This is a genomic window from Ralstonia sp. A12 (genome assembly GCF_000801955.1).
Lineage (GTDB): Bacteria > Pseudomonadota > Gammaproteobacteria > Burkholderiales > Burkholderiaceae > Ralstonia.
The window spans coordinates 180,893-199,943 of record NZ_JSZO01000006.1 but is presented as its reverse complement, the minus strand read 5'-3'; the positions used below and the strand labels follow the sequence as shown (position 1 = coordinate 199,943).

18 protein-coding genes and 1 tRNA gene are annotated in these 19,051 nt (G+C 62.8%); 11 read left to right on the top strand and 8 right to left on the bottom strand.

Features of this window, described 5'->3' with window-relative positions; all coding sequences use genetic code 11:
- Nucleotides 1-2 precede the first annotated feature (2 nt).
- From folP to phoR, 9 genes are all read left to right on the top strand, one after another.
- A complete protein-coding gene (gene folP, locus PI87_RS09990) occupies nt 3-866 on the top strand; it encodes a dihydropteroate synthase (protein ID WP_157003107.1) in 864 nt (287 codons plus the stop codon).
- A 106-nt stretch (nt 867-972) separates the two neighbouring features.
- Complete coding sequence (glmM, locus tag PI87_RS09985; protein ID WP_039597547.1) at nt 973-2,316, top strand: phosphoglucosamine mutase; 1,344 nt, start codon at nt 973-975, stop codon at nt 2,314-2,316.
- A gap of 193 nt (nt 2,317-2,509) precedes the next feature.
- Entirely contained in the window at nt 2,510-3,547 is a 1,038-nt protein-coding gene (gene pstS, locus PI87_RS09980; RefSeq protein ID WP_039597546.1) for a phosphate ABC transporter substrate-binding protein PstS, read from the top strand.
- A gap of 116 nt (nt 3,548-3,663) precedes the next feature.
- On the top strand, nt 3,664-4,638 hold the full coding sequence (pstC, locus tag PI87_RS09975; RefSeq protein WP_039597545.1) for a phosphate ABC transporter permease PstC: 975 nt from the start codon (nt 3,664-3,666) through the stop codon (nt 4,636-4,638).
- 38 nt (nt 4,639-4,676) lie between these two features.
- The gene (gene pstA, locus PI87_RS09970; RefSeq protein WP_039597544.1) at nt 4,677-5,561 is read left to right on the top strand and encodes a phosphate ABC transporter permease PstA; all 885 of its coding nucleotides are present in this window, start codon (nt 4,677-4,679) and stop codon (nt 5,559-5,561) included.
- Nucleotides 5,558-6,349: a phosphate ABC transporter ATP-binding protein PstB gene (gene pstB / locus PI87_RS09965; RefSeq protein ID WP_052321468.1), complete on the top strand. Its 792-nt coding sequence runs from the start codon at nt 5,558-5,560 to the stop codon at nt 6,347-6,349. Before pstA ends, pstB begins: the two co-directional genes overlap by 4 nt.
- A gap of 46 nt (nt 6,350-6,395) precedes the next feature.
- Nucleotides 6,396-7,109, top strand: a complete 714-nt coding sequence (gene phoU / locus PI87_RS09960) for a phosphate signaling complex protein PhoU (protein WP_039597543.1) — start codon at nt 6,396-6,398, stop codon at nt 7,107-7,109.
- Nucleotides 7,110-7,133: 24 nt separating this feature from the next.
- Nucleotides 7,134-7,847, top strand: coding sequence for a phosphate regulon transcriptional regulator PhoB (phoB, locus tag PI87_RS09955; RefSeq protein WP_039597542.1), 714 nt, complete (start codon nt 7,134-7,136; stop codon nt 7,845-7,847).
- Between the two features lie 100 nt (nt 7,848-7,947).
- Nucleotides 7,948-9,276 (top strand): phosphate regulon sensor histidine kinase PhoR, encoded by a 1,329-nt coding sequence (phoR, locus tag PI87_RS09950; protein WP_039597541.1) that lies wholly within the window; start codon nt 7,948-7,950, stop codon nt 9,274-9,276.
- A gap of 81 nt (nt 9,277-9,357) precedes the next feature.
- Here the strand turns inward: phoR and ppk1 are convergent, their stop codons facing one another.
- Entirely contained in the window at nt 9,358-11,529 is a 2,172-nt protein-coding gene (ppk1, locus tag PI87_RS09945) for a polyphosphate kinase 1 (protein ID WP_039597540.1), read from the bottom strand.
- Between the two features lie 169 nt (nt 11,530-11,698).
- Between ppk1 and ppx the strand changes: the two genes are divergently transcribed.
- Nucleotides 11,699-13,237: an exopolyphosphatase gene (gene ppx / locus PI87_RS09940; protein ID WP_039597539.1), complete on the top strand. Its 1,539-nt coding sequence runs from the start codon at nt 11,699-11,701 to the stop codon at nt 13,235-13,237.
- 92 nt (nt 13,238-13,329) lie between these two features.
- Here the strand turns inward: ppx and PI87_RS09935 are convergent, their stop codons facing one another.
- The 6 genes from PI87_RS09935 to PI87_RS09910 form a co-directional block, all read right to left on the bottom strand.
- Complete coding sequence (locus PI87_RS09935; RefSeq protein ID WP_039597538.1) at nt 13,330-14,169, bottom strand: GNAT family N-acetyltransferase; 840 nt, start codon at nt 14,167-14,169, stop codon at nt 13,330-13,332.
- Between the two features lie 126 nt (nt 14,170-14,295).
- Complete coding sequence (gene sixA / locus PI87_RS09930; RefSeq protein ID WP_039597537.1) at nt 14,296-14,769, bottom strand: phosphohistidine phosphatase SixA; 474 nt, start codon at nt 14,767-14,769, stop codon at nt 14,296-14,298.
- Nucleotides 14,770-14,901: 132 nt separating this feature from the next.
- Nucleotides 14,902-14,978, bottom strand: a tRNA-Pro gene (locus PI87_RS09925).
- 35 nt (nt 14,979-15,013) lie between these two features.
- Nucleotides 15,014-15,835 (bottom strand): sulfite exporter TauE/SafE family protein, encoded by an 822-nt coding sequence (locus PI87_RS09920; RefSeq protein ID WP_039597536.1) that lies wholly within the window; start codon nt 15,833-15,835, stop codon nt 15,014-15,016.
- 3 nt (nt 15,836-15,838) lie between these two features.
- The gene (locus PI87_RS09915; protein WP_052321467.1) at nt 15,839-17,116 is read right to left on the bottom strand and encodes an NAD(P)/FAD-dependent oxidoreductase; all 1,278 of its coding nucleotides are present in this window, start codon (nt 17,114-17,116) and stop codon (nt 15,839-15,841) included.
- Between the two features lie 93 nt (nt 17,117-17,209).
- On the bottom strand, nt 17,210-17,572 hold the full coding sequence (locus PI87_RS09910; RefSeq protein ID WP_039597535.1) for an ArsR/SmtB family transcription factor: 363 nt from the start codon (nt 17,570-17,572) through the stop codon (nt 17,210-17,212).
- Between the two features lie 107 nt (nt 17,573-17,679).
- On the opposite strand from PI87_RS09910, the gene PI87_RS09905 reads away from it, so the two are divergent.
- Nucleotides 17,680-18,540: an MBL fold metallo-hydrolase gene (locus PI87_RS09905; protein ID WP_039597534.1), complete on the top strand. Its 861-nt coding sequence runs from the start codon at nt 17,680-17,682 to the stop codon at nt 18,538-18,540.
- Between the two features lie 68 nt (nt 18,541-18,608).
- Here the strand turns inward: PI87_RS09905 and PI87_RS09900 are convergent, their stop codons facing one another.
- Nucleotides 18,609-19,028: a RidA family protein gene (locus tag PI87_RS09900; RefSeq protein WP_039597583.1), complete on the bottom strand. Its 420-nt coding sequence runs from the start codon at nt 19,026-19,028 to the stop codon at nt 18,609-18,611.
- Between the last annotated feature and the right edge of the window lie 23 nt (nt 19,029-19,051).

The following is a 19,051-nucleotide window of genomic DNA, read 5'->3' as shown; positions in this document are numbered from 1 at the left end:
CCATTCCCGCAACGACGCACTTCCAGTGCGGACGCTTTCGCTATGCACGTAACCGGCGCCCGCTGGTCATGGGCATCCTCAACGTCACGCCCGATTCGTTCTCTGACGGCGGCCAGCATGCCACCCGCGATACAGCGTTGCGGCATGCCGAGCTACTGATCGCCGAGGGTGTCGACATGATCGACATCGGTGGTGAATCGAGCCGGCCAGGCGCCGCACCACTAGGCTTGCAGGAAGAGTTGGACCGTGTGATGCCGATCGTCGAGGCCCTGCGCGATTGCGGCAAGCCACTGTCCGTCGACACTTACAAGCCCGAGGTGATGCGCGCCACGTTGGATGGCGGCGCTGATCTCATCAACGACATCTGGGGTTTTCGCCGGCCCGGCGCGATTGAGGCTGTGGCCAAGGGCAATGCAGGCCTGTGCGTGATGCACATGCAGCGGGATCCTGAAACGATGCAGGAATCGCCCAGTTACACGGATCTGATGGGCGAGGTGGAGGCCTTCCTGCGCGCGCAGACCGAGGCGCTGCTGGCTGCCGGAGTAGCTGCCGAGCGCATCTCACTGGACCCGGGATTTGGCTTTGGCAAGACGCCGGATCACAATCTCACCATGCTCAATCGCTTGGCGCAGTTCGAGAGGATCGGGTTGCCGTTGCTGGCAGGTCTGTCGCGCAAATCGACTCTGGGTGCAGTGCTGGGCGGCAAACCACCGGCTGAACGCATCACCGCCAGTGTGGCGGCTGCGTTGCTGGCAGTGGAGCGGGGCGCTTTTATCGTGCGTGTGCACGATGTGCGACCGACGGTGGAGGCGCTGCAGGTCTGGTGGGCGATGCGTCACGAGCGGGTTGATCCACCGCTCGCATGACGATCGTTTTGGCCTAGCGCGGTCGGGGTCGAGCGAACAGACGATTGCCCGGCAGCGGCCGGGACCTTACAAACAATAAAGAAACATTCTGCAGGAGAGATTCCCCATGTCCAGGAAGTATTTCGGCACCGATGGCATTCGCGGACGCGTGGGCGAAAGCCCGATCACGCCGGACTTTGTGCTGCGCCTTGGCTATGCTGCCGGCCGCGTGCTGGCGCACGGCGCCGAATCACATGGCCACGGTCGGCCGACCGTGCTGATCGGCAAGGACACGCGCCTGTCGGGCTACATGCTGGAAGCGGCGTTGGAAGCCGGCTTTACGGCCGCTGGCGTGGATGTGCTGATGAGCGGTCCGCTGCCGACGCCTGGGGTGGCCTATCTGACGCGCGCGCTGCGCCTGTCGGCGGGTGTGGTGATCTCAGCCTCGCACAATCCCTACTATGACAATGGCATCAAGTTCTTCTCGGCCAGCGGCGACAAGCTGCCGGACGAGACCGAACTGCAGATCGAAGCCGAACTGGAAAAGCCGATGGCGTACGCGGCTTCGGACGCGCTGGGTCGTGCCCGCCGTATTGAAGATGCCGCCGGCCGCTACATCGAGTTCTGCAAGAGCACGTTCCCGAATGATCTGAACCTGTTCGGCATGAAGGTCGTGCTGGATAGCGCGCATGGTGCGGCGTATCACATTGCACCGCACGTCTTCCACGAGCTGGGCGCGGATGTCGTGTCGATCGGCAATCAGCCGAACGGCCGCAACATCAACGACGGCTACGGTGCGACAGCGCCCGGCAAGCTGGTTGAAGCGACGCGCGAGCATGGCGCCGACATCGGTTTGGCCTTCGACGGCGACGCTGACCGCCTGCAAGTGGTCGATCGGAATGGCCGCCTGTACAACGGCGATGAGCTGCTCTACGTGATGGTGCAGGCGCGTCGCGCAGCGGGGCAGGCGGTGCCGGGTGCCGTCGGCACGCTCATGACCAACCTGGCTGTGGAGCTGGCACTCAAGGCGCAGGGTGTCGAATTTGTACGTGCCAAGGTGGGCGACCGCTATGTGCTGGAAGAGCTGAAGAAGAACGGCTGGCTGCTGGGCGGAGAGGGTTCGGGCCATTTGCTGTGCCTGGACAAGCACAGCACGGGCGACGGCATCATCTCGGCGCTGCAAGTGCTTGCGGCATTGCGTCGCAGCGGCCAAACGCTGGACGAGATGCTGGACGGTGTCCGTCTGTTTCCGCAAAAGCTGATCAACGTGCGCGTCGAGAAGGGTTTCGACTGGAAGTCGCACGCTGGCCTGCAGGCTGCGCTGAAGACCAGCGAGGCTGAGCTCAACGGCAAGGGGCGGGTGCTGATTCGTCCGTCCGGCACCGAACCCGTTGTGCGGGTGATGGTTGAGGCACAGGATGCCGACCTTGCTACACAGCACGCAGAGCGCCTGGCGGCAACGTTCCAGTAAATTGCCGGACGAACGCTGCAGAAGCAACAAAAAAGCGGCCCTTGCGCCGCTTTTTTTATGCCTTAAGACCGACTTTCGTGCGTTTTAAGCCGGTTCTGAGAAGTTTTTGTGTTGTCACAGAAGTGTCATGTGGGCGACCTAAAGTTCGGGTGTCAAAAATCTGTCATCGCTCAACCGCTCCTCTGGAGAACACATGAAACTGGTTAAATCCGCAATCGCGGGCGTGGCTGCGCTGGCTTTCGCTGGTGCCGCATTCGCAGTTGACATCACCGGTGCTGGTGCAACGTTCCCGGCCCCCGTCTACAACAAGTGGGCGGCCGACTACAACAAGGCGACCCAGGCCAAGGTGAACTACCAAGGTATCGGCTCGTCGGGCGGCATCAAGCAGATCACCGCCAAAACCGTCGACTTCGGCGCATCGGACATGCCGCTGAAGGACGAAGAGCTGAGCAAGGACGGCCTGATCCAGTTCCCGACCGTGATCGGCGGCGTGGTGCCGGTGATCAACCTGAAGGACTCCAAGGGCCAAGCCATCAGCGGCCTGACCCTGAACGGCCAAGTGCTGGGCGACATCTACCTCGGCAAGATCAAGAAGTGGAACGATCCGGCCATCGTCAAGCTGAACCCGAAGGCTCCGCTGCCGGACCAGGACATCCTGGTGGTGCGCCGCGCTGACGGTTCGGGCACCTCGTTCATCTTCACGAACTACCTGTCGAAGGTGAACGCCGAGTGGAAGGGCAAGGTTGGCGAAGGCACGACCGTGAACTGGCCGATCGGCACCGGCGGCAAGGGCAACGAAGGCGTGGCCGCTTTCGTGCAGCGTCTGGGTGGCGCAATCGGCTACGTTGAGTACGCTTACGCCAAGCAGAACAAAATGACCCACGTGAACCTGCAGAACAAGGCGGGCGCCACCGTGCAACCGACTGCTGAAGCGTTCAAGGCTGCCGCTGCTGGCGCCGAGTGGAGCAAGTCGTACTACCAGATCCTGACGGACGAGCCGGGCAAGGACGCATGGCCGATCGCTGGTGCGACCTTCATTCTGCTGCACAAGACCCAGGCCAAGCCGGAGCAGGGCGCTGAAGTCATGAAGTTCTTCGACTGGGCCTACAAGGGTGGCGATGATGCTGCCAAGGGTCTGGACTACGTGCCGCTGCCGGATGCTGTGAAGAACCAGATTCGCGCCACGTGGAAGTCGAGCGTGAAGGACGCGTCGGGTAAGGCGATCTACTGATCGTTGCCCGCTGCCTAAGTGTCGTAAATAAGTGCAGCACAAGGTGCGGGCGGGCGGTGCAGATCGGCCGCCCGCGCCATTTCAACAGCTTCTCTCACGGCTGACCGGTTTCCCTCATGGCCACGCTCTCTGATTCTTCCGGCGCTTCCCGCATGCGGGCGCCAAGCCGCACTGGCGACTTGGTGTTTGGCGGTCTGACTCGCCTTGCTGCAATCGTTACGCTCCTGCTGCTGGGCGGCATCATCGTCTCGCTCATCATCAGCTCCTGGCCCTCGATCCAGAAATTCGGCCTGTCGTTCCTGTGGAATTCGGAGTGGGATCCGCCCTCCGACATCTATGGCGCACTCGTGCCCGTCTACGGCACGCTGGTCACTTCGTTGATCGCGCTCATCATTGCCGTGCCCGTGAGCTTCGGCATTGCCCTGTTTTTGACCGAGCTGTCGCCGGCCTGGTTGCGCCGACCGCTGGGTACCGCCATCGAGCTGCTTGCTGCTGTGCCGTCCATCGTCTACGGCATGTGGGGCCTGCTCGTGTTTGCGCCGATCTTCGGCGAGTACTTTCAAAAGCCGCTGGCTGCGACTATCGGCAAGATCCCGGTCATCGGGGCGCTGTTCCAGGGCGCGCCGATCGGTATCGGCCTGCTGTGCGCTGGCGTGATCCTGGCGATCATGATCATCCCGTACATCTCGGCGGTGATGCGCGACGTGTTCGAAATCACGCCGACGCTGCTCAAGGAATCCGCCTACGGCGTGGGTTGCACGACGTGGGAAGTCATGTGGAACGTGGTGCTGCCGTACACCAAGGCCGGTGTGATCGGTGGTGTGATGCTGGGTCTGGGCCGCGCTCTGGGCGAGACCATGGCCGTGACGTTCGTGATCGGCAACACCAACCTGCTGTCCGACGCGTCGCTGTTCTCGCCGGGCAACAGCATCACCTCCGCGCTGGCCAATGAGTTTGCGGAAGCGGGCCAGGGCCTGCACACCGCCGCGCTGATGGAGTTGGGCTTGATCCTGTTCGTCATCACGTTCATCGTGCTGGCGGCGTCCAAGCTGCTTCTGCTGCGCCTGCAGAAGAGCGAGGGTCACAAGTGAACCAGCACGATCTGCCCGACGCCATGAGACCCAATACCATGCGTACGCCATCCATTCCTGCCGTTCGCGCCGACTCCGAGAAGATCAAGTCGCGCCTGCAGGCCCGCCGTCGCAACATTAACGGCATTGCGCTGGCACTCTCGCTTGCCGCCATGGGCTTCGGCCTGGTGTGGCTGGCGTGGATTTTGTGGACAACGCTCTCGCTGGGTGTGGGCGGCCTGTCGCTGTCGCTCTTCACGGAGATGACGCCGCCGCCGAACACGCCGGGAGGCGGTCTGGCCAATGCCATTGCAGGCTCGTTCATGCTGGTGGCGATGGCCACGCTGATCGGCACGCCGCTGGGCATCCTGGCTGGCATCTACTTGGCCGAGTACGGCAAGACGTCGATGTTGGCCAGCGCCACGCGCTTCATCAACGACATCCTGCTGTCGGCACCGTCCATCGTGATCGGTCTGTTCGTCTACGCCATCGTGGTGGCCAAGGTGCAGCACTTCTCGGGCCTTGCCGGTGTGCTTGCGCTGGCACTGCTGCAGATTCCGATCGTGGTGCGTACGACCGAGAACATGCTGAACCTGGTGCCCAACGCCATGCGTGAAGCTGCCATGGCGCTCGGTACGCCCAAGTGGAAGATGATCCTGTCGATCACGCTCAAGGCGTCGTATGCCGGCGTGATTACCGGTGTGCTGCTGGCTATCGCTCGTATTGCGGGTGAGACCGCGCCGCTGCTCTTCACCGCGCTGAACAACCAGTTCTGGAGCCTGGATCTGAATCAGCCGATGGCGACCATGCCGGTGGTGATCTTCAAGTTTGCGATGAGCCCGTTCCCCGAGTGGCAGCAATTGGCCTGGGCCGGGGTGTTCCTGATTACGCTGGGTGTGCTGGGGTTGAACATCCTCGCGCGTGCCTTGTTCACCAAGAAATGACCATGACTGCTACGTCCCTCGAAGTGCGCACGCAAAGCCCGAAGATCGATGTGCGTGACCTGAACTTCTACTACGGCAAGTTCCACGCGCTGAAGAACATCTCGCTGCAGATTCCCGAAAAGCAGGTGACTGCGTTCATCGGCCCGTCGGGTTGCGGCAAGTCGACCCTGCTGCGTACGTTCAACAAGATGTACGCGCTGTATCCCGAGCAGCGCGCCGAAGGCCAGATCAACATGGACGGCGAGAACCTGCTGACCTCGCGCATGGATATCGCCCTGCTGCGCGCCAAGGTCGGCATGGTGTTCCAGAAGCCGACGCCGTTCCCGATGTCGATCTATGACAACATCGCGTTTGGCGTGAAGCTGTTCGAGCGCCTGTCGCGCTCGGAAATGGACGACCGCGTGGAATGGGCACTGACCAAGGCTGCGCTGTGGAACGAAGTGAAGGACAAGCTCAACCAGTCGGGCTACGGTTTGTCGGGTGGCCAGCAGCAGCGTCTGTGCATCGCACGCGGCATCGCCATCCGCCCCGAAGTGCTGCTGCTGGATGAGCCTTGCTCGGCACTGGACCCGATTTCCACCGGCAAGATCGAAGAACTGATCGCCGAGCTGAAGGACGACTACACCGTCGTTATCGTCACGCATAACATGCAACAGGCGGCACGTTGCTCGGACTACACGGCGTACATGTACCTGGGCGAGCTGATCGAGTTTGGTGAGACCGAGAAGATCTTCATCAAGCCGCGCCGCAAGGAAACGGAAGACTACATCACCGGCCGCTTCGGCTGATCTGCAACACGCACTGAAGCCGAAGACACAAGGCAAGGAGAAACCGATGTCCGAGAAACATCTGTCATCGCAATTTGATACCGATCTGACCTCCATCAGCACCAAGGTGCTGCAGATGGGCGGTCTGGTGGAAGCGCAGATCGCCCGTGCGATGCGCGCCCTGGCCAACTTCGACACCGCCATGAGCGACCAAGTGCTCGCGGTGGAGCAGGAAATCAACGCGCTCGAAATCGAGATCGACGGCGACTGCAACAACATTATTGCGCGTCGCCAGCCGACCGCCCGCGACTTGCGCCTGGTGATGGCCATTTCCAAGACCATCACCAACCTGGAACGCGCCGGCGATGAGGCTGCGAAGATTGCCAAGCGTACCAAGCGCCTCATGCAAGACCCGTCGGCACACGCACTGAACTACGCCGCCGTGGAGCGCTCGGGCGAGATGGCCGCGACGATCCTGCGCCACGCGCTGGATGCCTTCGCGCGCCTGGATACCGTCGCGGCCGTGTCGATCCTGAAGGAAGATAAGGCCATCGATGAGGAATTCCGCGGCTTCATGCGCGAGCTCATCACCTACATGATGGAGAACCCGCGCACGATTTCGGTGGCGCTGGACTTGCTCTTCATTGCCAAGGCCATCGAGCGTATCGGCGACCACGCGAAGAACATCGCCGAGTTTATTATCTACATCGTCAAGGGAACCGACGTCCGGCATGCCGGGCGCGAAGCGCTGGAGCGCGAGATCCTGGGCGAAGGCGAATAAAAAGGCAGGATTGGAGACGTGAGTATGCCGAGTAGCATTCTGGTCGTGGAAGACGAGCCGGCGATCGCCGAACTGATCGCTGTCAACCTGCAGCACGCAGGTCACTACCCGATCCGTGCGTACAACGCTGAACAGGCGCTGTCGCTGATGAGCGACGTGCTGCCAGATCTGGTCCTGCTGGACTGGATGCTGCCGGGCAAGTCCGGCGTGATGTTCGCGAAGGAGCTGCGTGCCAACGAGCGCACGCGTCAGATCCCGATCATCATGCTGACCGCCCGCAGCGAAGAGCAGGACAAGATCATGGGCCTGGACAGCGGCGCTGACGACTACGTCACCAAGCCGTTCTCGCCCAAGGAACTGCTGGCCCGTATCAAGGCCGTGCTGCGCCGCCGCGCGCCGCAGCTGACAGACGACGTGGTCGCCATCAACGGCCTGAAGCTGGACCCGGCCACGCACCGCGTGACGGCCGCGAACATCGAGGCAGAAAACCCGATCAAGCTCGACCTGGGCCCGACCGAGTTCCGCCTGCTGCATTTCCTGATGACGCATCCGGAGCGCGTGCACAGCCGCTCGCAGTTGCTCGATCAGGTGTGGGGCGACCACGTATTTGTGGAAGAGCGTACGGTGGACGTGCACATCAAGCGCCTGCGTGCGGCGCTCGCTCCCGGCGGCTACAGCAACATGATCGAAACGGTACGCGGCAGCGGCTATCGTCTGGCCCGCAATCCGGGGCAGTAACCGTCGTCGCCTGATCGAACGCGCGAGCCCCTCATTCTCTGCCGCGCGTTCACACGACGCTGTCATACGATCCTCGCGGTCCAGCGCTTAGAATGCCCTCATGAACGTCTTCTGGACCCGCTTTGTCGTCTTCGTCGCCCTGATGGGCATCCTGACGGCATGTCTGTATGTCTTCGCCAACCATGTGGCTGCGCTGGCTGTGCTCAGCGCGCTGCTGCTGGCGATGCTCCTCTATTACGTCTATCAGATCCAGCGCCTGTGGCGCGTGCTGGACTCGCCGGCTTACGGCGAGATCCCCAGTGCGCTCGGCCTATGGGGCGAGGTCTACTACCGCCTGCACCGGCTCATGAAGGGCTGGCGCACGCAGGTGCTGCAGGTCGAGCAGCAGCACAGCCGGTTTATCCAGGCCATTCAAGCATCGCCCAATGGCGTGCTGATGCTCGACGCTGAAGACCAGATCGAATGGTGCAACGCCGTGGCCGAGGAGCATTTTGGCCTCTCTGCCAAGCGTGATCTGCGCCAGCGCATTACCCACCTGATCCGCAGACCGGAGTTCGTCCGCTACCTAGCGCGCGGCGAGTTCGAGGAGCCGCTCACCATGCATGACGTGGGCCCGCACAAGCAAAGCATCGTCTCTGTCCAGGTCTTGCCGTACGGCGAAGACCGCAAGCTGCTGGTGTCGCAAGACATCACCAAGCTGGAGAATACCGAGGCCATGCGCCGCGACTTTGTCGCCAACGTCTCGCACGAGCTGAAGACACCGCTGACGGTGCTCTCGGGCTTTCTGGAGACGGTGCGCGACATTCCGCTGCCAGAAGAAGACAAGAAGCGCTACCTGGACATGATGCATACGCAAGCCATGCGCATGCAGCACCTGGTGGAAGACTTGCTGGCGTTGGCCACGCTGGAAGGCAACTCCGAGCCGCCGTCGGTCACGCCGGTGCCGATGCAGCGCATGATGCTGCAGCTTGAGCACGACATCGAAGCGCTTTCTGCTGGCCGGCACACCATCAGCATGACGTGCGACCCGACGGTAAGTGTGTGCGGGGCTGAGTTGGAACTGCTCTCGGCGTTCAGCAACCTGGCTTCCAACGCCGTGCGCTACACGCCCGATGGCGGTACGATCCGCCTCGACTGGAGCGTGAGGGATGGTCACGGCATGTTCTCCGTGACGGATACGGGCATCGGCATCGCCCCCGAGCATATCCCGCGCCTGACCGAGCGCTTCTACCGCGTCGATCGCAGCCGCTCACGCGATACCGGTGGCACGGGCCTGGGCCTGGCGATCGTCAAGCACGTGCTCTCGCGCCACGGCGGAGAGCTGCAGGTGACAAGCGAGCACGGCAAGGGCAGCACCTTCCGCGCGGTGTTCCCACCGGAGCGCACGGTGGTACGCAGCGTGAGCATCAGCGACGAGCGCGCTGCCTGATTCAACCGCACGGCAAGCACATCGCCCAATGAAAAACGCACGCTCAACAGCGTGCGTTTTTGTTTTGCGGAGCAGGGTGGATCAGCCCGCTGAAATCTCTACCGGTGTGCGAGCCGTCGGTTCAGCCGCTGTCGCAGCGGCCACTGCTGCAGCCGTTTCTGCCGCTGCTGCAGCCTGCGGCGAGAAGTGGTTCAGCAATTCGAGCTGGCTGATGCGTACGTGTTTGCCGCGCGTCTGGCGTTGCACGTACGTGCCGTCCGCCTGCATCACCCAAGCCGATGCGTTGTCGCGCAGATGCACCTGCAGGCTTTCCTTGATCACGCGTGCCTTGAGCTTGCGGTCGAGCACCGGGAAGGCCACCTCCACGCGACGGAACAGGTTGCGGTCCATCCAGTCCGCGCTGGAAAGGTAGACGACTTCCTCGCCGGCAGCATGGAAGTAGTAGACGCGGTGATGTTCCAGGAAGCGCCCGACGATCGAGCGCACGCTGATGTTCTCCGACAACCCCGGCACGCCTGGCTTGAGCGCACACACGCCGCGCACGATCAGGTCAATCTTCACCCCAGCACGCGACGCCTTGTACAACTCATCAATGATGGTCGGTTCCAGCAGCGCATTCATCTTGCCGATGATGCGCGCACGTTTGCCTGCGCGGGCAGCGCGCGCCTCTGCACGGATGTGTTCGACCAGGTTCTCGTGCATCGTGAACGGCGAGTGCCACAGGTGGTGCAGCTTGACCTGTGCGCCCGTGCCGGTGAGCAACTGAAACGTGTGGTGCACGTCTTCGCAGATCTGCTCATTGGCCGTCATGAGGCCGAAGTCGGTATAGAGGCGGGCAGTCTTGGGGTGGTAGTTGCCGGTGCCCAGGTGCACGTAGCGGTGCAGCTTGACAGTCTTGCCCTTGCCGGAGACTTCACGACGCACCACCAGCAGCATCTTGGCGTGGCACTTGTGGCCAACCACGCCGTACACGACGTGCGCGCCGGCGGATTCCAGCTGGTCGGCCCAGTTGATGTTCGTTTCTTCATCAAAGCGCGCCAGCAGCTCGACCACGACGGTCACTTCCTTGCCGTTGCGCGCGGCCTTGATGAGCGCTTCCATCACCGGCGATTCGTTGCCCGTGCGATAGACAGTCTGTTTGATGGCCACCACGTCTGGGTCGCGCGCGGCTTGCTGCAGCAACTCCAGCACGGGCGTGAAGCTCTCGTATGGGTGGTGCAGGAGGATATCGCCCTGGCGGATGGCATCGAAGATGTTCGAGCTGTTGGCCACCTGCTTGACCGTCGCTGGCACGTGCGGCGGGTACTTGAGTACCGGCTTGTCGACCATGTCGGGCACCTGCAGCAGGCGCACCAGATTCACCGGGCCCTTGACGCGATAGCAGTCGGCCTCGGTCAGGCCGAATTCCTGCAGCAGGCGGCGCACCAGCGCCGGTGAGGTGTCATGCGCGATTTCCAGGCGCACTGCATCACCAAAGTGGCGCGTGGACAGTTCACCCTGCAGCGCCTCGCGCAGGTCGGTAATTTCATCTTCCGACACGAACAGGTCGGAGTTGCGCGTGACGCGGAACTGGTAGCAGCCATGCACATCGATCTGCGGGAACAACTCGTGCACAAAGCCTTGCATGAACGACGACAGCAGCACGAACCCGTACGGATAGCCCGACAGCTCCGGCGGCATCTGCACCAGGCGGGGCAGGGCGCGTGGGGCCTGCACGATGGCGAGTTCAGCTTCACGGCCGAAGGCATCCTTGCCCGACAGCTCGATGATGAAGTTCAAGCTCTTGTTGAGCACGCGCGGGAAGGGGTGTGCCGGGTCCAGCGCCATCGGCGTCAGGATGGGCACCAGCTCGCGTTGGAAGAAGCTGCGGCACCACGCGCGCTGGGCTTCGTTCCAGTTGGTGGTCATGTGGAAGAAGACGCCTTCCTTCTCCAGGAGGGGCAGGATCTCGTCTTGCAACATGGCATACTGTTGCGCGACCAGTTGCCGCACCTGCTCCGTCACAACACCAAACGCCTGTTGCACCGACAGGCCATCGGGCGTGAGAGACGAGGGGTTGTCGCGCATCTGTTCCTTCAACCCGGCAATGCGGATCTCAAAGAACTCATCCAGATTGCTCGACACGATGCAGATGAACTTCAGCCGCTCCATGAGCGGTACGCCAGGGTCGGCCGCCTGGGCCAGTACACGGGCGTTGAATTCAAGGATGCCCAGTTCGCGATTGAGCAGATCGCCCGCGGGCAATGTCGACATGTTCTGTTCCAGCGAATGACTATCCGGCCACTTTTTCATATTCTGGTGTCAAATTTGTGACACATTTGAATTGTCACGTTGACGACACAATAGAGACATATTTTGTGGCGCAGCGCTTCGAACCACAATCCCTAAAAACGCCCATCGCGTTTCAACCCGTTTTCCATTCATGAGTCCCACCCCCCGTCTGCTGGCCGCTGTCGACATGGGCTCCAACAGCTTCCGTCTGATGATCGGTCGCGTTGACGAAACCGTCACCGCCAATGGCGCCAGCAGCAGCCAGATATTCCAGGTCGATGCACTGCGCGAGCCGGTGCGTTTGGCCGCCGGGCTTACGCAAGATAAATACCTGGATCAACCTGCGCGCCGCCGCGGTGTCGATGCACTGCGCCGCTTTGGCGACCGCTTGCGTGATTTCTCGCCCGACCACGTGCGTGCGGTGGCTACCAACACGCTTCGCGTGGCCAAGAACGCGCAGGAGTTCCTGATCGAGGCGGAGGCCGCGCTCGGCTTCCCCATTGAAGTGATTGCGGGCCGCGAAGAGGCACGGCTGATCTATCTCGGTGCATCGCATGACGCGCCGGCGTGCCAGGGCAATCGCCTCGTCGTCGACATCGGTGGTGGTTCGACCGAGTTCATCATCGGTAACGGCTACAAGCCCAAGCTGATGGAATCGCTCTACATCGGTTGCGTTTCGCACAGCCGCCATTTCTTCCCGAACGGTAATGTGGATGAGTACGCGATGAAGCAGGCCGAACTGGCCGCGCGTCGCGAAATCCAGATCCTCGTGCAACAGTACCGCACGGCCGGTTGGAACCAGGCGGTGGGCTCGTCGGGTACGGCGCGCGCGCTGGCCGAACTGATCGAGCTCAACGGTTTCAACGACAAGGGCAGCGAGCACGGCATCACCCGCGAAGGGTTGGAGCGACTCAAGCGTGCGTTGATCAAGGCGGAGAACACTAACCGCTTGAAGTTGAGCGGCCTGAAGTCGGACCGCATTCCGGTGCTGCCGGGCGGCCTGTCGATCATGCTTGGTGTGTTTGCCGAGCTCGACATCGATCGCATGGACGTGACCGACGGTGCGTTGCGCCTGGGCGTGCTGTACGACCTGCTCGGCCGCAGTCACCACGAAGACATGCGTACGGTGACGATCGAGCAGTTCATGCGTCGCTATAACGTGGATCGTGCGCAAGCGCATCGCGTGCGTGATGCGGCGACGGCGCTGTTGTCGCAGTTTCCCGATCCGCCCGATGAGCGCCGCGAAGACAATCTCGCACTGCTCGGCTGGGCTGCAAATCTGCACGAGATTGGCATGAGCATCTCGCACAGCGGCTATCACAAGCACTCGGCCTACATTTCCAGCCATGCCGATATGCCGGGCTTTTCCAAGACCGATCAGGCGCGCCTGGCGACGCTGCTGCTGGGGCATGCCGGCAAGCTTGGCAAGCTGTCGGGTGGCGGCAAGTTCCTGGATTGGCGGATGCTGTTCAGCCTGCGTCTGGCCTTTGTGTTGTGCCGCCGCCGCGGGGCGATCCAGTTGCCCGGCCTGAAGGTGCGCCAGAGCGAAGGCGAGCTCAACGAAGGTGGCTTTGAAGTGGAACTGCCCAAGAGCTGGATCGAGCAGAACCCGCTGGTCGAGTACAGTCTCACGCAAGAAGCCGATGAATGGCAGCGCATTGGCCGCCGCTACAAGGTGACTTACGTATAAGCAGGCGGAAACTAGGCACGCTGCAGTGCCGATCCAAACAAAACGGCCCGGTCTTTCGAACCGGGCCGTTTTGTTTTGCAGCGGTGGTGCGATCAGCCGCGCAGGAAGTGGCGTGCGTAGCGCGGGTTGATGTCCGACAGACGCAGCAGCGTGAGGAAGTCGGCAACGTTGAAGTCAGGATCCCAGGCCGGTGCGCCGCAGATGCGGGCGCCCAGGCGCAGGTAGCCCTTGACCAGCGCGGGCGGGTCGACTTCCAGGTTCTGGTTCAGCTCTTCCACCGGCAGCGGCACGCGCGGGAAGGCGTGGTACTCGATCGGAGCCAACGAACCGTCGTCGACGAAGCTGCGATACAGGCTTGCCGCAAAGTGGCCGCCGTCACCCATCGACACGCTGGCGCAGCCCAGCATCGATTCGAAGCCGTAGCGCTGCATGTATTCACCCAGGCCGGCCCACAGCGCCATGATGACGCTGCCCGAACGGTAGTCGCGGTGCACGCACGAGCGGCCCAGTTCGACCATCTTCGGGCGCAGGTGCGTCAGGCGCACGAGGTCGAATTCGGATTCGGAATACAGGCAGCCGATTTGCTTGGCGGCGTCCGGACGCAGCACGCGGTAGGTGCCGACCACGCGCAGCGTCTTCTGGTCGCGCACGATCAGGTGATCGCACACGGCGTCGAACATGTCGACGTCGAGTTCTGCATGGGCTGAGGGCAGGCGGGCGCCCATTTCCTCGGCAAAGACTTTGTAGCGCAGGCGTTGCGCTTCGGTCACTTCATCCTGGTGGCGCGCCCACGAAACGGCCAGAACAGGCTTGTCACGCGTCGGAACAGCGTCGGATTGGCGAGGAAGACCCCTCCGTGCGTTGGCGTTGCCCAAGTTCAGGCTCGGCAGTGCGTCGATCAACGGCTGGGTGGGCGTCGGCAGGTCTCGCATTCGGATCCCCAAGGGTAGATTTCGAGGCGATTCTAGAGACGCTGCATGACAGATCAGCGACAAAAGCGAGTCAATCGTGACCGTTGCGTGAATTTTGCGTGGCGTTGTTGTGACAACGATGACGTGTCACACAAGGTCGGGGTTGACCACCGCGCGCAGCACGGTTTGCGCCTCGTCTTCGCGCATGCGGCGGCACAGCCACCACACGCCAGCTTTCTTCACGCTCCAATCCATTTCGACGCCCGCAATCAGCAGGCTGGCCAAGCGGCCGAGCCACGGCTGGTGGCCGACCAGCAGCAGGTTCGTGCTGGACGGCCAATCGATGGCCGCGAGGATGGCGCTGACGTCCGCGCCCGGCGCGATCTCGGGCAACGTCTGGAAATGCTCGGTGAGCGCGCGCGCGGTCTGCTGCGTGCGTACGGCGGGGCTGACCAGCACGCGCGTGTCTTCCGGCAGGCGAGGGCGAAGCCAGGCGGCCATTTTCTCGGCCTGCTTCTCTCCGCGCTTGGTCAGTTCACGTTGGAGATCGGTGCTGCGCTGAATGCGCAGCGATGCGGCCACGTCTTCGGCTTCGGCGTGGCGCCACAGGATGAGGTTCATGGAGCGGTTCTACGGGTGGTGCGAGATGGCGTTGATGCCGTGTTTATATCACTACCGTATGACGCCATCTGCCGCCCAAACAAAAACGGCTTACGCGATAAACGTAAGCCGTTTTTGTTGACTGCCAAATTCTGGTCGGAGCGGAGAGATTCGAACTCCCGACCCACTGGTCCCAAACCAGTTGCGCTACCAGGCTGCGCTACGCTCCGAAGCCGGCGATTGTACCGCTTTCACAACACGTTGGTCAAATCAGAGTTCGGGCGATCAATCCCAGCGCCACGACGCCGGCAAATGCGGCGAACCCCTGCTGCAGTGCCGGCCCGGCCAGGTGCTTTGCAAAGCTGCGTCCTGCCAGCATGCCGGTCAGCGCGCCGGCTGCAAACGGCAGTGCGATATGCCAGTCGACATGACCGCCAATAGCCGACGCCACCACGCCACCGGTGGAGACCAGCGCAATCACCGCCAGCGATGTGGCAACGATCGTTTGCATCGGCAGATCAGTTGCGCGGCGCAAGGCCGGCACGATGACGAAGCCGCCGCCCACGCCGAGCAGCCCAGACAGGAATCCCGCGCCCACGCCTGATGCGGCCAGCGCACGCGCGCACGGCAGCGTCCAGACTAGCTTGGCCGTTGTGGTGTCGAGGTGGCAGGGTGGCGCTGCATGTCGTGGCGCGGCTGCCGCAGGTGCTCCTGCGCGGGCCTGGCGGAACATGCGTACCGCCACGTAGGCGAGCACGACCGCAAACAGCAGCGTCAACGGTGTATTCGGCACACGGTGCGCAACCCAGATGCCGAATGGCGACACCACCACGCCGCACAGCGCCATCAGCCCCGCGGCCTTGTAGCGGACCTTGCCTTCGCGCAGGCCGAGCATGGCGCCCAGCCCCGCTGACAAGCCCACCGCCAGCAGCGCGATCGGCGCCGCCTCAGGCACCGACAAGTGCAACCCAAAGATCAGCAGCGGCACCGCGACGATGGCACCACCCGCACCCGTGAGCGCCAGGATGAGCCCCACCACCGAGCCCAGCCCCGCGCTGATGATCCAGCCGATTTCCATTGGCGACATGTCTTAGCGCCCCGAAGGTGTGGTCGGCCGCGCCAGCCATTCGCGGCCCTTGAGCAGGGCGTTCCAGTACAGCCACGGCAGCAGCGTCTTCTTGAGCCACCAGGCGGATTTGCGCGCCACCGTCGGCACCAGCGGGAAGGTCGGCAGCAACTTGCCCCCGTAGCCGAACTCGGCCAGCACGACCTTGCCGCGCTCGACGGTGAGCGGGCAGGCACCGTAGCCGTCGTAGTGCGTGGGCAAGGGTTGACCTTCGCGATGCGCGAGCAGGTTCTCGGCGACCACGACGATCTGCTTGCGCGCCGCGGCGGCCGTCTTGGCGTTGGGCGTGGAGCTGACATCGCCGAGCGAGAACACATCGACATGGCGCACGTGCTGCAGCGTGGCGGGGTCGACCTCGCACCAGCCGGCGGCATCGCCCAGACCGCTTTCAGCAATGAAGGCGGGTGGCACCTGCGGCGGCACCACGTGCAGCATGTCGAACGGTTTGGCGACGCGCACGACTTCGCCGGCGGCGTTCTTGTGCTCGAACCAGGCCATGCGGGCCGGGCCATCGACAGCTACCAGCGTGGAGCCGAAGATCAGCTTGCTGCGATAGCGCTCCACATAACGCATCAGCGACGGCACGAAGGCTTCGACGCCAAACAGCGCTGCCCCGGCAAGGTTGAACTCCACGTTGACGCGATCGAGCACGCCCGTGCGCTGCCAGTGATCGCACGCGAGGTACATCGCTTTTTGCGGTGCGCCGGCGCATTTGATCGGCATGGCCGGCTGCGTAAACAACGCACGGCCCGAACGCAGGCTGCGCACCAAGGACCACGTGTACGGCGCCAAATCAAACCTATAGTTGGACGTAACGCCGTTCTGGCCGAGCGCCGCTTCCAGGCCTTCAATGCGCTCCCACGCGAGGCGCAGCCCTGGGCAGACGATCAGTTGGCGATAGGAAAGCGTCTGGCCATTGTCGAGCTGCACGCGGTGCGCATTGGCATCGACGCGCGTGGCTGCCGCGCGGATGCGCTGTACGCCGGCGGGAAGCAGTGAATCTGTCTGTCGTGCCGTGGCCTTCGCGTCGAACATACCGCCGCCAACCAGCGTCCATGCCGGCTGGTAGTAGTGCACGTCAGACGGCTCGACGATGGTGATGCCGAGTTGCGGACTGTGGTGGCGACTTCGGCGGCGCAGGCTTGCCGCCACGCCGATGCCGGCAGCACCGCCGCCAAGAATAAGCACGTCACAGTCGACGGCAGGCACGGACGCGGGCAGGGAGGGGGATTCGGAATGCATGCAATTTCAGTTGGGGCTGCCGGGCAAACCGGCTGGTGCTTCGATGATTGGCACGGCGTTGGCGCATCGCAAGCCTGTGCCATGCAGGGTGGCTTATCGGACGCTTTTCAGAACCTTGCCGCAGTACAGCGCAGAGAGCGTCTGCATGATCTGGATGACCTCGAAGCTGGCCAGCCGGTAGTAGATGTACTTGCCTTCGCGGCGCGTGGCGACCAAGCCTTCGTCACGCAGCACGCCCAGGTGCTGCGACAGGCTGGGCTGATGCAGGCCGACCAGCGCTTCCAGCTCGCCGACGTTGCGCTCGCCCTGCGTGAGTTGGCAGAGCAGCAGCAGGCGGTCTTCATGGGCCATGGCCTTGAGCACCGCGCACGCCTGGGAGGCGGATTCGCGCAGCATGGAAATGGCCGCTTCTGGGAGCGGCACAATGTCGGTCGGGTCGGTCGTCGGGTCAGTCATCAGGGCGCGGAGCGTGTCGTCCGCCGTTCGCTCGATTCGGCGCTATTGGCAGACAGAATGTCTGGCGATATTCTATAAAAATATAGATTGTTAGCGGAAGCCCCATCATGCACGCCCAGATCGAACCGTTTTTCGACGCCGACACCTGCACCATGACCTATGTGGTCCATGCTGGGCCGGGTACGCCATGCGCTGTGATCGATTCGGTACTTGATTACGACCCGAAATCGGGCCGCACGCGCACCAAGTCGGCCGATCGTGTGGCCGACTTTATCGAAGCGCACGGGTTGCGCGTCGAATGGCTGCTGGAAACACACGCCCATGCCGATCACTTGTCGGCCGCGCCGTACTTGCGGGGGCGCTTTGGCGGGCACATTGCCATCGGCGAGCGCATTCGCGTGGTGCAGGGCGTGTTCAAGCCGATCTTCAACCTGGAGCCGTCGTTCCAGCTCGATGGCTCACAGTTCGACCACCTGTTCGCGCCGGATGAGACGTTCCGCATTGGTGATCTGGAAGCGAAAGCCCTGGCCGTGCCGGGGCACACGCCGGCTGACATGGCCTATCAGGTGGGGGATGCCGTGTTTGTTGGCGACACGCTCTTCATGCCGGATGTGGGCACCGCACGTTGCGACTTCCCCGGTGGCGATGCGGGCACGCTGTACCAGTCGATCCGCCGTCTGCTGGATTTGCCGCATGACACGCGGCTCTACATGTGCCACGACTATCCGCCCGCAGGCCGCGAGGCCACGTGCCACACCACGGTGGCCGAACAGCGCCGCGCCAACATCCATGTGCGCGATGGCGTTACGCAGGACGACTTTGTACAGATGCGCACCAAGCGCGATGCCACACTGGGCATGCCGACGCTGATGCTGCCGTCCATCCAGGTGAACATCCGCGCGGGTGCATTGCCGCCGGCCGAGCCGAACGGCGTGCAGTATCTGAAGATTCCGCTCAACGCGTTGTAAGCCGTCACGAAAACGCCCTGCGAGGTCAAACTCGAAGGGCGTTTTGTTTTGTGGCGATCCGTCGTTGATTACGCAGCGCGTGTTGCGGCCACCGCCTTGATCTCGACAAGCAACGTCGGTCTGGCCAAGGCAGCCACGCCAAGGATGGTCCACGCCGGAGCTTCCGCTTGAATGTAGCGGTCCTTGATCGCGCGGAAAGACGAGAGTTGCTGACCGACATCCACGTGATAGCTGACCAGTTCAACGAGGTCTTCAAAGCCCAGTCCGGCTGCTTGCAGGACCGCCCCCAAGCGCTGGAAGGCGAGATCGATCTGCTCTTCTGCCGTGTCCGGTACGGTGCCGTCCGCGCGCACGCCGATCTGGCCGGCGATGAACAGCAAACCACCTGCTGCAACGGCCGGCGCATAGTTGAACGTTTTGAACACCTCGGTGCTGCCGAAGACAGGGTGCGGGTTCGGCAGGGCGATGGTCGTTTTGGAAGCAGGCATGGAGGGCACCGTTGGCCGGAGGA

What these genes read in the sequence shown, in the direction of transcription:
- pstC (WP_039597545.1), top strand. Translation starts at nt 3,664, where the DNA reads ATGGCCACGCTCTCTGATTCTTCCGGCGCTTCCCGCATGCGGGCGCCA.
- PI87_RS09905 (WP_039597534.1), top strand. Translation starts at nt 17,680, where the DNA reads ATGCACGCCCAGATCGAACCGTTTTTCGACGCCGACACCTGCACCATG.
- PI87_RS09915 (WP_052321467.1), bottom strand. Translation starts at nt 17,116, where the DNA reads ATGCATTCCGAATCCCCCTCCCTGCCCGCGTCCGTGCCTGCCGTCGAC.
- glmM (WP_039597547.1), top strand. Translation starts at nt 973, where the DNA reads ATGTCCAGGAAGTATTTCGGCACCGATGGCATTCGCGGACGCGTGGGC.
- PI87_RS09910 (WP_039597535.1), bottom strand. Translation starts at nt 17,572, where the DNA reads ATGACTGACCCGACGACCGACCCGACCGACATTGTGCCGCTCCCAGAA.
- PI87_RS09920 (WP_039597536.1), bottom strand. Translation starts at nt 15,835, where the DNA reads ATGTCGCCAATGGAAATCGGCTGGATCATCAGCGCGGGGCTGGGCTCG.
- ppx (WP_039597539.1), top strand. Translation starts at nt 11,699, where the DNA reads ATGAGTCCCACCCCCCGTCTGCTGGCCGCTGTCGACATGGGCTCCAAC.
- pstA (WP_039597544.1), top strand. Translation starts at nt 4,677, where the DNA reads ATGCGTACGCCATCCATTCCTGCCGTTCGCGCCGACTCCGAGAAGATC.
- phoB (WP_039597542.1), top strand. Translation starts at nt 7,134, where the DNA reads ATGCCGAGTAGCATTCTGGTCGTGGAAGACGAGCCGGCGATCGCCGAA.
- PI87_RS09935 (WP_039597538.1), bottom strand. Translation starts at nt 14,169, where the DNA reads ATGCGAGACCTGCCGACGCCCACCCAGCCGTTGATCGACGCACTGCCG.
- pstB (WP_052321468.1), top strand. Translation starts at nt 5,558, where the DNA reads ATGACCATGACTGCTACGTCCCTCGAAGTGCGCACGCAAAGCCCGAAG.
- ppk1 (WP_039597540.1), bottom strand. Translation starts at nt 11,529, where the DNA reads ATGTCGACATTGCCCGCGGGCGATCTGCTCAATCGCGAACTGGGCATC.
- phoU (WP_039597543.1), top strand. Translation starts at nt 6,396, where the DNA reads ATGTCCGAGAAACATCTGTCATCGCAATTTGATACCGATCTGACCTCC.
- PI87_RS09900 (WP_039597583.1), bottom strand. Translation starts at nt 19,028, where the DNA reads ATGCCTGCTTCCAAAACGACCATCGCCCTGCCGAACCCGCACCCTGTC.
- sixA (WP_039597537.1), bottom strand. Translation starts at nt 14,769, where the DNA reads ATGAACCTCATCCTGTGGCGCCACGCCGAAGCCGAAGACGTGGCCGCA.
- phoR (WP_039597541.1), top strand. Translation starts at nt 7,948, where the DNA reads ATGAACGTCTTCTGGACCCGCTTTGTCGTCTTCGTCGCCCTGATGGGC.
- pstS (WP_039597546.1), top strand. Translation starts at nt 2,510, where the DNA reads ATGAAACTGGTTAAATCCGCAATCGCGGGCGTGGCTGCGCTGGCTTTC.